Origin of the sequence: Streptomyces inusitatus, assembly GCF_014651115.1 — a bacterium.
GTDB lineage: Bacteria > Actinomycetota > Actinomycetes > Streptomycetales > Streptomycetaceae > Streptomyces > Streptomyces amakusaensis.
Window position 1 is genome coordinate 37,147 of sequence record NZ_BMWG01000008.1, and the last position, 15,578, is coordinate 52,724.

13 protein-coding genes are annotated in these 15,578 nt (G+C 72.6%); 5 read left to right on the plus strand and 8 right to left on the minus strand.

The features are described 5' to 3' along the window. Positions 1-10: 10 nt before the first annotated feature. Positions 11-1,243 carry a DUF5919 domain-containing protein gene (locus tag IE247_RS15270; protein WP_190123653.1) on the minus strand — a complete coding sequence of 411 codons (1,233 nt, stop codon included), beginning with the start codon at positions 1,241-1,243 and terminating at the stop codon, positions 11-13. A 310-nt stretch (positions 1,244-1,553) separates the two neighbouring features. Between IE247_RS15270 and glgX the strand changes: the two genes are divergently transcribed. Continuing rightward, positions 1,554-3,674, plus strand: coding sequence for a glycogen debranching protein GlgX (glgX, locus tag IE247_RS15275; protein WP_190123654.1), 2,121 nt, complete (start codon positions 1,554-1,556; stop codon positions 3,672-3,674). Between the two features lie 108 nt (positions 3,675-3,782). Beyond that, positions 3,783-6,182, plus strand: a complete 2,400-nt coding sequence (gene treY, locus IE247_RS15280; RefSeq protein WP_190123655.1) for a malto-oligosyltrehalose synthase — start codon at positions 3,783-3,785, stop codon at positions 6,180-6,182. Here the strand turns inward: treY and IE247_RS15285 are convergent. Beyond that, complete coding sequence (locus IE247_RS15285; RefSeq protein ID WP_190123656.1) at positions 6,169-6,735, minus strand: FHA domain-containing protein; 567 nt, start codon at positions 6,733-6,735, stop codon at positions 6,169-6,171. The two genes, treY and IE247_RS15285, sit on opposite strands and share 14 nt — an antisense overlap. 279 nt (positions 6,736-7,014) lie before the next feature. On the opposite strand from IE247_RS15285, the gene IE247_RS15290 reads away from it, so the two are divergent. Further along, positions 7,015-7,917, plus strand: a complete 903-nt coding sequence (locus IE247_RS15290; protein ID WP_190123657.1) for a GNAT family N-acetyltransferase — start codon at positions 7,015-7,017, stop codon at positions 7,915-7,917. Between the two features lie 205 nt (positions 7,918-8,122). Beyond that, complete coding sequence (treZ, locus tag IE247_RS15295) at positions 8,123-9,868, plus strand: malto-oligosyltrehalose trehalohydrolase (protein WP_190123658.1); 1,746 nt, start codon at positions 8,123-8,125, stop codon at positions 9,866-9,868. Positions 9,869-9,880: 12 nt separating this feature from the next. Here treZ and IE247_RS15300 read toward each other — a convergent pair whose 3' ends face one another. Both IE247_RS15300 and IE247_RS15305 read right to left on the minus strand, forming a co-directional pair. Next, the gene (locus IE247_RS15300) at positions 9,881-10,834 is read right to left on the minus strand and encodes a DUF1444 domain-containing protein (RefSeq protein ID WP_190123659.1); all 954 of its coding nucleotides are present in this window, start codon (positions 10,832-10,834) and stop codon (positions 9,881-9,883) included. Positions 10,835-10,963: 129 nt separating this feature from the next. Further along, positions 10,964-11,587 (minus strand): nucleoside/nucleotide kinase family protein, encoded by a 624-nt coding sequence (locus IE247_RS15305; protein WP_190123660.1) that lies wholly within the window; start codon positions 11,585-11,587, stop codon positions 10,964-10,966. A gap of 256 nt (positions 11,588-11,843) precedes the next feature. Between IE247_RS15305 and IE247_RS15310 the strand changes: the two genes are divergently transcribed. Next, entirely contained in the window at positions 11,844-12,239 is a 396-nt protein-coding gene (locus tag IE247_RS15310; RefSeq protein WP_190123661.1) for a VOC family protein, read from the plus strand. 13 nt (positions 12,240-12,252) lie between these two features. Here the strand turns inward: IE247_RS15310 and msrB are convergent, their stop codons facing one another. The 4 genes from msrB to IE247_RS15330 all read right to left on the minus strand — a co-directional run bounded on the left by msrB (position 12,253) and on the right by IE247_RS15330 (position 15,522). After that, positions 12,253-12,660: a peptide-methionine (R)-S-oxide reductase MsrB gene (msrB, locus tag IE247_RS15315; protein WP_190123662.1), complete on the minus strand. Its 408-nt coding sequence runs from the start codon at positions 12,658-12,660 to the stop codon at positions 12,253-12,255. Positions 12,661-12,673: 13 nt separating this feature from the next. Then, positions 12,674-14,080, minus strand: a complete 1,407-nt coding sequence (gene murC / locus IE247_RS15320; protein WP_190123663.1) for a UDP-N-acetylmuramate--L-alanine ligase — start codon at positions 14,078-14,080, stop codon at positions 12,674-12,676. A gap of 83 nt (positions 14,081-14,163) precedes the next feature. Next, positions 14,164-14,616 (minus strand): indole-3-glycerol phosphate synthase, encoded by a 453-nt coding sequence (locus IE247_RS15325; protein ID WP_190123664.1) that lies wholly within the window; start codon positions 14,614-14,616, stop codon positions 14,164-14,166. A 123-nt stretch (positions 14,617-14,739) separates the two neighbouring features. Further along, on the minus strand, positions 14,740-15,522 hold the full coding sequence (locus tag IE247_RS15330; RefSeq protein WP_190123665.1) for a pyrimidine reductase family protein: 783 nt from the start codon (positions 15,520-15,522) through the stop codon (positions 14,740-14,742). Between the last annotated feature and the right edge of the window lie 56 nt (positions 15,523-15,578).

A 15,578-nucleotide genomic window follows, 5' to 3' on the forward strand; every position in this document is an offset into this window, starting at 1 on the left:
GGGCCCGGTGTCAGGAGACCGGCCGGGAGTCGGCCCACTCCGATTCGAACTCCTCGCGGTAGGTCTGGAAGAGCCCGTGCTCCCCCTCCTGCCCGGCGCGGACCACCGAGCGCCCGCCCCCGCGCAGCACCAGCACCGGGGCCTCCATGCCCCGGGCCTTGCGCAGATAGGTCTGTACGACCGCCAGGCCGTCGGGCCCGTCGCCGTCGACGAGATAGGCGGTGAAGCGGGGCGTCTCGTCGAAGACCTGGATCTCGAAGGCCCCCGGGTCCCGCAGCCGCGCCCGCACCCGGCGCATATGGAGGATGTTCATCTCCACGGTGCGGCTCAGCTCGCCCTTCCTGATGCCGAGTTCCCGCTCGCGCCGTTTGACCGAGCTGCTCGCCGGGTTGAGGAAGAGCAGCCGGATCCGGCAGCCCGACTCGGCGAGCCGGACCAGCCGGCGGCCGGAGAAGTTCTGCACCAGGAGATTCAGGCCTATGCCGATCGCGTCGAGGCGGCGGGCGCCCCCGAAGAGATCCTCGGCGGGTAGCTGGCGCTGGAGCCGGACCCGGTCGGGGTGGACCGAGACGACGTCGGCGTACCGGTCGCCGACGAGGTCCTCCACCGCGTCGACCGGGAGCCGGTCGGCGGAGGGGACCCCGGCGCCGCTGCCGAGTATGTCGAGGAGCCGGGCGGAGGCCCGCTCGGCCTGGGCGAGGACGGCCTCGTTCAGCGCCCGGTTGCGGGAGACCACATTGCGGGTGACCTCCAGCTCGTCCAGTGCCAGTTCCACATCGCGCCGGTCGTCGAAGTACGGTGCGAAGCACGGCCAGTGCTGCACCATCAGCTCGCGCAGCTGGGGCAGGGTGAGGAAGGAGAGGACATTGTCGTCGGCGGGGTCGAGCAGATACCCCTTGCGGCGGGAGACCTCCCGCACCGCGACCGCCCGCTGCACCCACTCCTGGCCCGCCGGGCCCGCCGCGGCCACCACCCAGTCGTCGCCGTGGACCGGCTCGTAGATCGGCCGGAGCACCGCGGCGACCACCGCGCGCAGCCTCTGTTCGACCAGATTGAGCCAGATGTAGGCGCGCCCGGCCCGCTGGGCGCGGGTGCGCACCTCGCTCCAGGCCTCCGCGCCCCAGTCCAGCTCCGCCCCGATCTCCATCGGTCTGGCGAGCGAGACCGCACCGGGCGGGATGTCGCCGGTGTCCCCCTCGTGACCTGTGTCACCGGGGGGCAGCTCCAGACCTCCCGAGCTCACCCGCGCACCGCCTTCCCGTCCCCCACCCAACGATCAAGGAAGACTACTCCGCATGCGGGACGCGGTGCAGCCGGATCGACACGCTCCTTTCCCAACTCCCTTTATCCGCCGATACGTTCCTGCGGGCGAGATCCCCCGGAGTGAGCCGATTCATAGCGGTACGGTCCGGGCCGCCTTCCGAGGGGGGACGGAAGGAACCCGATGTTGACCGCGTCGTCCCCGGCCTCAGGGCGGCCCGCCAGCGATACTTTCACCAGGATCCGGACGTTGTGTCCCTCTACACCCGGATCGGAAGGGTAAGAGTTCTTCCATGCAGGTCTGGCCGGGACGGGCATACCCCCTCGGCGCCTCCTACGACGGCGCCGGAACCAACTTCGCGGTGTTCTCCGAGGCAGCCCACCGCATCGAACTGTGTCTGCTGCACGACGACGGCTCGCAGACGGCGGTGGAACTGCGCGAGACCGACGCTTTTGTCCGGCACGCGTATCTGCCGGGTGTGATGCCGGGTCAGCGGTACGGATTCCGGGTCCACGGCCCGTACGCGCCGGAGCGCGGGCAGCGCTGCAACTCCGCCAAACTCCTCCTGGACCCGTACGCCCGCGCGATAAGCGGAGAAATCAACTGGGACGAGTCGGTCTACGGTTATCACTTCGGCCGGCCCGACTCCCGCAATGACCTGGACTCGGCCCCGCACACCATGGCCTCGGTGGTGGTCAACCCGTACTTCGACTGGGGCGACGACCGGTCCCCCCGCACGGACTACCACCGCACGGTGATCTACGAGGCCCATGTGAAGGGTCTGACGATGCTCCATCCGGAGCTGCCCGAGGAGCTGCGCGGGACCTACGCCGGGCTCGCCCATCCGGCGGTGATCTCGCATCTGACCGAGCTGGGCGTCACCACGCTGGAGCTGATGCCGGTCCATCAGTTCGTCCACGACCACCGGCTGGTGGACGCGGGGCTGAGCAACTACTGGGGGTACAACACCATCGGGTTCTTCGCCCCGCACAACGCCTACGCCTCCTGGGGCGAGCGGGGCGAACAGGTGCTGGAGTTCAAGCACGCGGTCCGGGCGCTGCACCAGGCGGGGATCGAGGTCATCCTCGACGTCGTCTACAACCACACGGCCGAGGGCAGCCATCTGGGCCCGACGCTCTCCTTCCGGGGCCTGGACAACGCCTCGTACTACCGGCTGGCCGAGGACCGCAGGCACTACACCGACACCACCGGCACCGGGAACTCGCTGCTGATGCGGAGCCCGCACGTACTCCAGATGATCATGGATTCGCTGCGGTACTGGGTGACCGAGATGCATGTGGACGGCTTCCGCTTCGATCTGGCGGCGACCCTGGCCCGGCAGTTCCACGAGGTGGACCGGCTGTCCTCGTTCTTCGATCTGGTGCAGCAGGATCCGGTGGTGAGCCGGGTGAAGCTGATCGCCGAGCCCTGGGACGTGGGCGAGGGCGGCTACCAGGTGGGGAAGTTCCCGCCGCTGTGGACCGAGTGGAACGGCAAGTACCGGGACACCGTGCGCGATCTGTGGCGCGGCCGGCCGCGCACCCTCGCGGAGTTCGCCTCCCGGCTGACCGGCTCGTCCGACCTCTACCAGGACGACGGGCGGCGACCGCTGGCCTCGATCAACTTCGTGACCTGCCACGACGGATTCACCCTCCACGACCTGGTCTCCTACGAGGAGAAGCACAACGAGGCCAACGGGGAGGGGAATCGGGACGGCGAGAGCGACAACCGCTCCTGGAACTGCGGGGCGGAGGGCGAGAGCGAGGACCCCGAGGTGCTGGAGGTGCGCGGCCGTCAGATGCGGAACTTCATCGCGACGCTGATGCTCTCGCAGGGGGTGCCGATGCTCAGCCACGGCGACGAGTTCGGGCGCACCCAGCGCGGCAACAACAACGCCTACTGCCAGGACGGCGAACTCTCCTGGGTGAAGTGGCCCGAGCCGGGCTCCGGGGCGGAGGGGACACTGCTGGAGTTCACCCGGACGATGGTGTGGCTCCGGCGCGACCACCCGGTCTTCCGCCGTCGGCGGTTCTTCCACGGCCGCCCGGTGGCGGGGGCCCAGGACGAGCTGACCGACATCGCCTGGTTCACCCCCGAGGGCCGTCAGATGACCCAGCGGAACTGGCAGTCCGCGCAGGCCAGGGCGCTTTCGGTCTTCCTCAACGGGAACGCGATCTCGGAGCCGGGCCCCCGGGGGGAACGGATCCGCGACGATTCCTTCCTGCTGATGTTCAACGCGGGCCCGGAGGATCTCGACTTCGCCGTGCCGGTCCACCACGGCCGGCAGTGGCAGGTGGTGGTGGACACCGCCCGCCCCGAGGGGGTGCCGCCCGGCGGCGGGGCGAAGGTCGCGGCCGGGGAGCGGGTGTGGCTGGTGGGGCGGAGTCTGGTGGTGCTGCGCAGACCGGCCTGACCCGCCCGACCGGCCCGACCCGCCTCGGGGGCGGCTGTGGGCCGATCGGCGCACACCCGCCGCCGGCCCGGTGACAGACCGGTCCGCCGGGCGGGTACGTACGCGGGCATGAAGCCCACCGCCACCTACCGGCTCCAGCTCCAGCCCCGCTTCCCCTTCTCGGCGGCCGCCGAGGCCGTGCCGTACCTCGCCGGGCTCGGCGTCTCGCATCTGCATCTCTCCCCCGTGCTGGAGGCGGTCCCGGGCTCGGCGCACGGCTACGACGTCACCGATCCCACCCGGGTACGGGAGGAGCTGGGCGGCGAGGCGGGCCTCCGCGCGCTCGCCCGGACCGCCCGCGACCACGGTCTGGGGCTGGTCCTGGACATCGTGCCCAACCACATGGCCGCCGTCCCCCGCCACAACCGCGCCCTGTGGGACGTCCTCCGGCATGGCCCCGGATCGCCGTACGCCCGCTGGTTCGACATCGACTGGGAGGCGGGCGGCGGCCGGGTGCTGCTGCCGGTGCTCGGCGGCCGGCTCGGCGAGGAGACCGCCGCGATGCGCGTCGAGTCGGGCGTGCTCCACTACGGCGAGCACCGCTTCCCGCTCCGGGGGACGACCGCCGCGCTGCCGCTGCCGGAACTCCTGGACGCCCAGTGGTACCGGCTCGGCTGGTGGCGGCTCGCCCGGACCGAGCTGGCCTACCGCCGCTTCTTCACCGTGTCGGAGCTGATCGGGGTGCGCGTGGAGGACCCGGAGGTCTTCGAGGCCACCCACGCCAAGATCGTGGAACTGGTCCGGGACAAAGTCGTGGAGGGAGTGCGGATCGACCACCCCGACGGGCTCGCCGATCCGGAGGAGTATCTGCGGCGGCTGGACACCGCGCTCGGACCCGGCTGCTGGACCGTGGTGGAGAAGATCCTCACCGGCGAGGAGCGGCTGCCCCCCGGCTGGCCGGTGGCAGGCACCACCGGATACGACACACTGCGCCGCGTCGACGGCCTCTTCACCGACCCCGCGGGCTGCCGCGAACTGCTCCGCCGCTACCGCGCGTTCTCCGGGGCCGCCGACGACCGGGGCGGCCACTGGGAGGCGACCGTCCGCCGGGCCGCCCACCGTGTGATCACCCATGAGCTGGCCGCCGAGGTCACCGCGCTGACCCGGCTCGCCGAACGGGTCTGCGCCGGTGACCCCCGGCTGCGCGACCACGCCCCCTGGGCGCTGCGGACCGCGATCCGCGAGCTGCTGCTCCGGGTGCCGGTCTACCGGCCGTACCGGACCGGGGCGGAGGAGATCCTCACCCCCGGCGCGGCGACCGCCGCCAAGGCCGCCTTCCCCGTCCCCGACGAGGCCTCGGCGGTCGGCGTCGTACGGGATCTGGCGCTCGGACGGCTCGGCGAGAGCCCCTCAAGGGACGCCTTCCGCGCGCGGTTCGCGCAGACCGCGTCCGCGCTGCGCGCCAAGTCCGTGGAGGACACCGCCTTCTACCGCCATACGCCGCTGATCTGCGCCAATGAGGTCGGCGGTGATCCCGGCCGGCCCTTCGTCGAGCCGGAGGAGTTCCACGCGTACGCCGAACGGCTGGCACGCGACTGGCCCGCCACCGGCACAGCGCTGACCACGCACGACACCAAGCACAGCGCGGATGTACGGGCGAGGATCGCCGTGCTGTCCGAATGCCCGGAGCGATGGGCCGCCTTCCTCGCCGACGTCACCGGGGAGACGGCGGATCGCGCGGGCGGGAGCGCGCCCGACCGGGGGCTGGCGTGGACGGCCTGGCAGACGGCGATCGGCTTCGGCCTCAGTCCCGACTCCGGCCCCGGTTCCGGCCCCGGTTCCGGCCCCGGTTCCGGTCGCGGTGAGCGGCTGGGGCGCGCGCTGCTCAAGGGCGCTCGGGAGGCGGCCCTGCACACCACCTGGACCGAGCCCGACCAGGAGTACGAGAGCGCTCTCGCCGCCTTCGTCGCGGCCGGGCCCGCCGGGGAGCCGCCGGACTCGGCGCTGCGCCTCGCGCGCGCACTGGAGCCGTACGGGAGGGCGAACGCGCTGGGCGCGGCGCTGCTCCAGCTCGCGATGCCGGGGGTGCCGGACCTCTACCAGGGCACCGAGCGGGACTGGCGCGCCCTGGTGGACCCGGACAACCGCGAGCCGTTCGAACAGGGCACGCCGGACGAGAAGACGGCGCTGACGCGGGCGGCGCTGCGGCTGCGCCGGGAGCGGCCGGGAGTGTTCGGCGCTTCGGGGAGTTATACACCGCTGCGCGCGGACGGCCCGGCCGCCGCGCACTGTGTGGCCTTCTGCCGCACCGGCGAGGTGGTCGCGGCGGTCACCCGGCTCTCGCTCGGTCTGGAGCGCGCGGGCGGCTGGCGGGAGACGGAGCTGACGCTGCCCGAGGGCCGGTGGGACGATCTCCTGCTGGACGGGAGGGAGTTGACGGGCGGGGCGCCGGTGCGGCTGGCGGAGCTGTTCGCGGACCGTCCGGTGGCGCTGCTGAGCCGCCGGGGCCCGGCGGTCAGGGGGCGGTGAGCCGGAAGCTCATCCGGCCGAAGCCGACCATGTCGCCGTCCTGGACCACGACCGAGCCCGCCACCCGCCGCCCGTTGACGGTGGTGCCATTGGTGGAACCGAGATCGCGGAGGACCCATACGCCGCCGCGCAGGGCGAGTTCGGCATGGGCCCGGGAGACCGTGTCATGGCTGAGCCGCAGGCCGTTGCCCGGGTCGCGGCCGATCCGCAGCGCGAACGGGCCGGTCTCGGGCAGCAGCAGCGGCGGCAGCTTCTCCGTCTGCCAGGCCCTGCGCAGCCGTACGAAGAACGCGGACGCCCCGCCGACCGCGCCGACCATCCGCTGGGCGACGCCCTCCGGCCGGGCGCGGACGCCGAGATCGGCGGTGAGCACCCGCAACTCCTCGGGACGGCTGGCGACGAGGGCCAGTTCCATCCGGCGCATGAAGGTGTCGTGCGAGAGCTTGCCGTCGGCCGCGCCCTCCCTGAGCACACCGACCACCCGGTCCCGCTCTGCGTCGGAGAGCCTGACGGCCGGAGCGGAGTACGTGGGGAACTCAAACGACGACGTCACCCGGTGATTGTCCGCCCCACGGGCGCGCGCTGTCCAGAATCGGGGCGGTTCCGGCCTCTTCGACACCTTGGCTGACCTGCACGGAAGCACCAGTTCCGGCCAGTTGGAAAAGAGTGGGTGAGCGCGCCGCGATCGTGTACAGTCCTCGCAACGCCAACAGACAGACGGAGAGGAGGCGAGTGCCGTGTTCATCCCATCGTTCCCGCGCTCCCGCCCCGTCCGCCCGGCGTTCGCAGTCTGACCGGGAGCGCACCACCGCTTCTTCGGAGGACTTCTCCCATGACCGATCTGGTCATTCGCGCGCTCGACGAGAGCGACGCCCAGCTGTTTGACGCCCTGCCCGATCCCCTCGGTGTCGGCCGTGCCCTCGCCCATGTCGTCCACCGGCCCGAGTGGAAGCGCGTCGCCCTGCGCGACGGCCGCGTCGTCGCCCGGGCCGCCTGGTGGGGCCGCCCCGGCGACTCCGAGCCCTTCAGCCTCAACTGGTTCGATGTCGCCGAGGGCGAGGAGGAGGCGGGCGCGGAGCTGCTGCGCACCGCCCCGTACCGCGTCGAGTACCAGCTGATCCTGCCCAGGAACTGGCGCGAGGACCCCGAGGCGCACGCCGCGGGGCAGGCCCGGCTGCGGGCCGCCGAGGCGGCCGGAATGCGACTGCTGGTGGAGCGCTATCAGTACCGGTGGACGCCGGAGTGCGGGCTGCCCGCGCGGCCGGGGCGGCTGGTCTTCCGGCCCGAGCCCGACGACGACGTCTTCTTCCGGCTGCTCCGCCGGATCCACTCGGCGACGCTCGACGCGCACGCGCTCCTCGACATCGAGGAGGGCGGACTCGACCGGGCGGCCCAGGCGGAGCTGGACTACTTCCGCGCGTGCGACTCGCCGCGCGAGTGGTGGCGGCTGGCCCACACCGCCGACGGCGAGCCGGTCGGGCTGCACGTCCCGGCGCGCATCCACGCGGGGCCGTGCGTCGGCTTCATCGGCGTCCTGCCGGAGCAGCGCGGCCACGGCTACGCGTACGACCTGCTCGCGGAGTGCACGCACATGCTGGCCGAGCAGGGGGCGCGGCACATCCTGGCCGCCACCGACCAGGGCAACTTCCCGATGGCGGCGCAGTTCGCCCGCGCCGGGTATCCGATCGTCGACGAGCGCGTCCATCTGGTGCCCGGACCCGCCGACGGCCGGTAGCCGCCGGTAGCCGGTGACGGTGGAGCGGGGCCGTCGGGAGATCTCCCGGCGGCCCCGCGGCGCGCCCGTTGACTCCAATGGCCCAGGGACCCCGCTCGCGGGGTCCGAAGTCGCCAGGATGGACGCCGGACCCGGACCGGACGGATCGGACGAACCGGGCCCGGGTGCGGGCCGGGGTGTCCGGCCGACGAGGAAGGGACCGCGAGTGCTGTTCGAGGTGTGGGCGCCGAGGGCGAAGGAGCGGGTCGCGCTGTGGCTGGCGGGCGCGGAGCACCCGATGGCGCCGGTGGCGGGCCGGTCCGGCTGGTGGAGCGCCGAGGCGCCCGCGCCGGAGGGGACCCGCTACGGATTCGCCCTGGACGGCGGCCCGGTGCTGCCCGATCCCCGCTCCCGCCGCCAGCCGGAAGGCCCGGACGGCCCCAGCGCGGTGGTGCTCCCCGACTCGTACGTCTGGCGCAACGAGTGGCCCTGCGGGCCGCTGGCGGGCGCGGTCCTCTACGAGCTGCACATCGGCACCTTCACTCCGGAGGGCACATTGGACGCGGCGGCCGGCCGGCTCTCGGACGTGGCCGGTCTGGGGGTGACGCACATCGAGCTGATGCCGGTCTGCCCCTTCCCCGGCACACACGGCTGGGGGTACGAGGGGGTGTCGCCGTGGGCGGTCCACGAGCCCTACGGCGGGCCGGAGGCGCTGAAGCGCTTCGTCGACACGGCCCACGGGCACGGTCTGGGCGTGGTGCTGGACGTGGTGCACAACCATCTCGGCCCCTCCGGCAACCATCTGCCCGCCTTCGGGCCGTACTTCACCGACGCCCACCGCACCCCGTGGGGCGCGGCGGTCAATCTCGACGCGCCCGGCTCGGACGAGGTGCGGGCCTATCTGCTGGGCAGCGCGCTGGCCTGGCTGCGGGAGTACCGGTTGGACGGGCTGCGGCTGGACGCGGTGCACGCGCTCGCCGACGGCAGGGCGCTGACCTTCCTGGAGGAGCTGGCGACGGCCGTCGGCGTGCTCGGCGCGGAGCTGGGGCGGCCGCTGTTCCTGATCGCCGAATCCGATCTGTGCGACCCCCGGACGACGACGCCGGCGGAGGCGGGCGGCATCGGGCTGCACGCCCAGTGGAACGACGACTTCCATCACGCCCTGCACACCGCCCTGACGGGCGAGTCCCAGGGGTACTACGCGGATTTCGCGCGGGCCCCGATGGCGGCGCTCGCCAAGACGCTCACCCGGGCCTTCTTCCACGACGGCACGTACTCCTCCTTCCGGGGCCGGGTCCACGGCCGCCCGGTGGACCCGGCCCGCACCCCCGCCCACCGTTTCATCGGCTACGCGCAGACCCACGACCAGATCGGCAACCGCGCGCTCGGCGACCGGCTCTCCCGGTCCCTGGACCCCGGGACGCTGGCGTGCGCGGCGGCGCTGGTGCTGACGGGCCCCTTCACGCCGATGCTGTTCATGGGCGAGGAGTGGGGGGCCCGTACCCCCTGGCAGTTCTTCACCGACCACACCGACCCCGGGCTGGCCCGGGCGGTGCGGGAGGGTCGGCGCGCGGAGTTCGCCGCGCACGGCTGGGCCGTCCTGGACGTGCCCGACCCGCAGGACCCGGCGACCCGCGACCGCTCCTGTCTGGACCGCTCGGAGCGCTCGCGCGAGCCGCACGCCCGGCTGCTGGCCTGGCACCGTGAGCTGATCGCACTGCGCCGGAGCCATCCGGATCTGAATGATCCGGATCTGGCCTCGGTAGGGGTGGACCACGACGAGCGGGCGCGCTGGCTCCTGGTGCGGCGGGGCGGGCTGCGGATCGCGGTCAATCTGTCGGACGGCCCGGCGGCGATCCCGCTCGGCGGGCCCGCGCGGGTGCTGGCGTCCTTCGGGTCGGTGACGGCCCCGGGGGCGGACGGGGTGCTGCGGCCCGCCGCGCGGGCCTGCGCGGTGCTGGCCGTGGAGTGAGCCCCCGGCGGATCAGGCTCCGCCGCCGCCCCTCAGCCGCTCCAGCAGTTCCTGGAAGTCGTCGCCGACCACGATCCGCAGTCCCTCGCCGTCCTCCTCGTAGGCGCTGAGCTGGGTCAGCGTGCCGGCGCGCCACCAGTAGACGAAGGGGCTGATCGCGCCCGGGGTGTCGACGTAACCGGTGGCGGCGAAGGCGGCCATGGCGTTGAGCGCGGGGATCGCGCCCGCGTCCTTGATGACGTGGAAGGCGAGCTGGTGCCGGAAGGGTATCGCCACCAGCGCGCCGTCCGGGGTCAGCTCCTCCCCGGTGGTCTCGCGGACGACGCTCTCCAGGGTGAGCACCCGGCTCGCGGTGTAGAAGGAGTCGCCGAGGATCACCTCGAAGCGCATCCCGGCGTCGCCCTTGACGCTCTCGTGTCCCTCGACGGGCAGGCCGCGCAGATTGTAGAGGGCCTGTTCGCGCAGGTAGCGAAGGCTGCCGAGGGGTTCGAGGGCGTCGTCGGTGAGCATCATGACGCTCTCCGGGAGATCGAGCGCGATGATCTCGTACAGTCCGGGCGCGGGAGAGCGCGCGTAGTCGAAGTTCTCCGGGTCAAACCCTTCGGAGCCGAGGACCCGGGGGTAGAGCTGGGAGCGGATCTGCTCGGTGGAGAGGGTGTCGAGCGCGGAGGGCGCGTCCATGGTCCGCAGCACCATGCCGACGTGCCGGCGGACCAGCTCGGGCCAGGCGCGCGGGCCCCGGTCGTCGTTGTGGAGGACGGCGGCGAGGTTGGCGAGGCCGAACTGCCGGCCGGAGTTGTCGGAGACCATGTCCGGGTGGAGGAGGACTTCGAGGCCCTGTTCGGCGAAGGCCTCGCGGACCAGTGCGCGGAAGCGCGCGCCCTCGTCGACGGAGAAGTAGGCGAACTCCGGGTCCCGGGGCGCTTCCCGCCCGTCGCGCTTCGGTTTCCGCCGGAACAGCCCCACGTCAATCCGCCTTTCGTTCGCCCCTGGCCGTTCTTCCGGCCCGGAGCCGCCCCCGGGAGGTCCGCCCCGCCTCGGTCCACCGTCTGTGAGCGTACCCACCCGGGTCCGGTCCACCCCGGTCAGGGGAGGTCAGGGCAGGGTGACGACGAGATCGGCGCGGTCCCTGCCGAGGGCGACCAGCCGGGCGTTGGGTTCGTCGGAGCGGGCCGTCCAGCGCTCGGCGTGGGCGCGGTCCCTGCCGAAGCGCACCTGGCGGTCGACGAGGCGGCGCACCCGGACCTCCGGGTCGAGTTCCAGGTACCAGACCTCGTCGAGGAGCGGCCGGACCGCGGACCAGGGGCCGTCGTCGTGGAGGAGGTAGTTTCCCTCGGTGATGACCAGGGGGATCTCCGGCGGTACGGCGACACTCCCCGCGACCGGCTCCTCCAGTGCGCGGTCGAAGGCCGGGGCGTAGACGGTGACGCCTGGCGCGCGGGCGCGGAGCCGGGCGAGCAGCGCGGTGTACCCGTCGGCGTCGAAGGTGTCGGGCGCGCCCTTGCGGTCGGCCCGGCCGAGGCGCTCCAGGGTGGCTCCGGCGAGGTGGAAGCCGTCCATCGGGACGAGGGCGGCCCGTCCGTCCAGCGCCCGGCACAGCCGCTCCGCGAGGGTGGACTTGCCCGCTCCGGGCGCTCCGGCGATGCCCAGGATCCGCCGCCGGCCCGGTACGGCGAGGTCGGCGGCCCGTGCCAGCAGGCCGGGCGGGAGGGCGGTCACGCACCCATTGTCCCAGGCCGGGCCGGTAAAACGACAGGCCTAGGGAGTGTCTTCGAAGTAGCGTCGTCCTCCCGTAGGGAGAGTCTGGCGGGGTCTGGTGCGTGCGATCGCAAGGCGGAGGAGGGAGTCGACGCGGTGGGGGTACCTCCCGGGCGAAGCCCAGGGGGCCGTCGGCGACCGACGACAACGCGGCGAGCGTGCGTGCCAGGGCACGACAGGCAGACGGGACTTCGAAGACACGACCTAGGGTGGGGCCATGTCGATGATCGCCCTGGTCTCCCTGGTCGTCCGTGAGTACGACGAAGCCATCGCCTTCTACACCGGCGCGCTCGGTTTTGAACTGAGCGAGGACACGCCCCGGCCGGACGGCTCCCGGTGGGTGGTGGTGCGGCCGCCGGGGGCGGGTGCGGGGACCGGGCTGCTGCTGGCGCGGGCGAAGGACGAGGCGCAGCGGGGGTGTGTGGGCGCGCAGACGGGCGGCCGGGTGGGGTTCTTCCTGTACACGGAGGACTTCGCGGGCGATCACGCGCGGATGCTCGCCGCGGGCGTCCGTTTTCTGGAGCGCCCGCGGCACGAGCCGTACGGCAGTGTCGCGGTCTTCGAGGACCTGTACGGCAACCGCTGGGACCTGCTGGAGCCCGCGGGCTCCTGAGGGAGGGGCCCGGTCAGTCCTTGTCGGGGGTGAGCCGCAGGGAGATGGAGTTGATGCAGTAGCGCTGGTCGGTGGGGGTCGGATAGCCCTCGCCCGCGAAGACGTGGCCGAGGTGCGATCCGCAGCGTGCGCACCGGACCTCGGTGCGGAGCATTCCGTGGGACCGGTCCTCGATCAGCTCGACCGCGTCGGTGTCCTTGGGGTCGTAGAAGGACGGCCAGCCGCAGTGCGAGGGGAATTTGGTGTCCGAGCGGAACAGCTCGGCGTCACACGCCCGGCAGGAGTAGACACCCTCCGTGGTGGTGTCCGTGTACTCGCCCCGGAAGGCGGGTTCCGTCCCGGCCTGTCGCAGCACCTGGTACTCGGCGGGGGTCAGCTCCTCGCGCCACTGCTCGTCCGGCTTGTCGATGTCGTACGCCATGAAAACCGCTTCCTCAGCTCGACAGACGGGCGAGGATCTCAGGACCAAGCTCCGTGACGTCACCCGCGCCCATGGTGAGAACGAGATCACCGGGCTTCGCCATTCCCGCGATCGTCGCCGGGATCAGCGAGGGGTCGCCGACGGGGGTGACGTCCGCGCCCGCCGCGCGGGCCGCCTCGGTGATGAGGGCGCTGGTGACGCCGGGGATCGGGTCCTCGCGGGCCGGGTAGATCTCCAGGACCAGGGAGGCGTCGGCGAGCGCGAGGGCCTGGCCCATCTCCTTGCCCAGCTCCTGGGTGCGGGAGAAGAGGTGGGGCTGGAAGACGACCAGCAGCCGGGCGTCCTCGGCCGCGCCCCGCATGGCCTCCAGGTCGGCGATCATCTCGGTGGGGTGGTGGGCGTAGGAGTCGATGACCTGTACGCCCGCCGCCTCGCCCTTGAGCTGGAGGCGGCGCTTGACCCCGGTGTACTTGCCGAGCGCGGAGGCCAGATTGTGCGCCGGGACGCCGAGGGCGACTCCGGCGGCGAGCGCGGCCACGGCGTTGTGGGCGTAGTGGCTGCCGGGGACGGAGACGGTGAAGGTCAGGAAGCGGCCGTCGATGACCACGGTGACCTCGCTGGAGAGTCCGCGCGGGGTGATCTTGTGTACGCGTACGTCCGCTTCGGGGGACTCGCCGTAGGTGACGATCCTCGGCCCGGACTCCGTCCCGGACCGGGCGCGCAGCCGGGAGGTCAGCTCGACGGCGCCCTGCTGGTCGGCGGAGACGACCAGGGTGCCGCCGGGGACGATCTTGCCGGTGAAGGTCTCGAAGGACTCGTAGATCTCGTCCATCGAGGCGTAGTTCGCGTGGTGGTCGAGTTCCACGTTGAGGATGATCGCGACCTCGGGGTCGTACTTGTGGAAGCTGCGGTCGCTCTCGTCCGCCTCGGCGACGAAGATCTCGCCCTCGCCGTGGCGGGCGTTGGTGCCGGGGCCCTCCAGGTCGCCGCCGATGGCGTACGAGGGGTCCAGGCCGAGCGCGGAGAGCGCGACGGCCAGCATGGAGGTGGTGGTGGTCTTGCCGTGGGTGCCCGCGACGGCGATCGGGCGCAGCCCGGTCATCACGGAGGCCAGCGCGTCGGAGCGGTGGACGACCGGGACGGCGAGTTCGGCGGCGCGCAGCAGCTCGGGGTTGTCGGCGCGGATCGCGCTGGAGACCACGACGCAGCTTGCGTCGTCGGCGAGGTGCCCGGCCTCGTGTCCGATGTGCACGGTGGCGCCGAGGGCCCGCAGGGCGTCCGCCGTCGGGGATTCCTTGCTGTCGCTGCCGGCGACGAGCGCGCCGCGCCGGGCGAGGATCTTCGCGATGCCGGACATTCCGGCACCCCCGATGCCGATGAAGTGCGGGCGTTCCATGGCGCTGGGGATGGCGGGTGCCATGCGTGTGTCTCCAAGGGTGTACGACGGTCGGTGCGGCCTCGCCCCGTCGCGGCACCGGTGCCGCGACGGGGCGAGGGCCCAGCCTATTCGCTGTGCGCGAAGAGTTTGAGCACCGGTACGCCGACCTTGTGCCGCGCCCGGGAGGCCCAGTCCCGGTGGAAGAACTCCTCCACGTAGTGCGGCGCGGTCAGCACGATCACCTCGTCGGCCCCCTTCTCGGCCACCAGGGCCGTGAGCCGGTCCAGCGGGTGGGCCTCGACCACCTCTCCCTCCGCCCGGCAGCCCGCCGCGCGCAGGGCGGCGACGGAGAGTTCCAGGCCTCTTTCGGCGGGCTCCCTGGCCTCGCCGCCCTCTGGTTCCTCGCCCTCGTGGACCGCGTCCTTGAGTTCGCCGAGCGCCACGTCGTCGATCGCGCGCAACAGGACGTCCGCCTGGTCCCCGCGAGGTTGCAGCAGCACGATGAACGAGACCGCCTCTTCCCCGTGCAGGGTGGTGACGAAGTCCACGTCCTCGGGCGTCAGGGGCTTTTCGATCATCAGTACGCTTGTGAACACGTCAGGACCCTTCTGCAAAAACCATCCTTCCCCGTGCCCGCACGGGGTCTGCAGAGATAAGTGTGCCCAGTCGAAGCTAACCGGAACGGCAAATTCCGCTGATTGTCAGATGCGGTCGTAGCGAGCGAAAAGGAAGCCCGCCTCCTCCAGGAGCGAGGCCAGCGCGAACCGCTCCGGAACGAGCGCCCCGGGCCCGCCCGCGATCCGCTGGGAGTCCCCGGCGGTCATGGTGGGCGAGAGGGTCAGACACAGCTCGTCCAGGGTCCCCGAGGCCACGAACTGACCCAGCAGCCTCGGTCCGCCCTCGGTGAGCAGCCTGGTCAGCCCCAGCCCCGCGAGCGCCGACACCGCCGCCGCCGGATCCACGCCCCGGCCGTCCCCGGCGATCACCACCCGCGCGCCCGCGCGCTCGGCGGCGCGGACCCGGTCCGCCGGGGCGGCGGCCCCGGTCAGGATCAGGGTCGGCGTCAGCGGCTCGGTGAACAGCGGCAGCGAGAAGTCCAGGTGCAGCGAGGCGCTCACCACGGCGATCGCGGGCGCGGGGGTCTGGCCGGCCGCCTTTCTGCGGGCGGCGAAGGCCTCCCGGGCGCGGGCCGGACGGTAACCCTCCAGGCGTACCGTTTCCGCACCCACCACGACCGCGTCGGCCAGCCCCCGCAGGGTGCCGAAGATGCGCATGTCGGCATCGCCGGACAGCGGCTGCGAGCGGCCGTCGTGCTGGGCCGCGCCGTCCAGCGAGGAGACCATGTTGGCCCGCAGCCACGCCCCCGGGGTCCGCCCCTGCCCCGGAGCGGTCGCCGGATACGCGTAGGCCTCGGCCAGCTCGTCGAGGGACCACTCACGGTCGTCGGCGGGTGTCTGGTGGGTCACAGGGAGCAGGCGTCGCATGGGGGCAGTGTGGCACGCCCCTTACAGTGGGGAACTGTGTCCACCCGTGTTGCAAC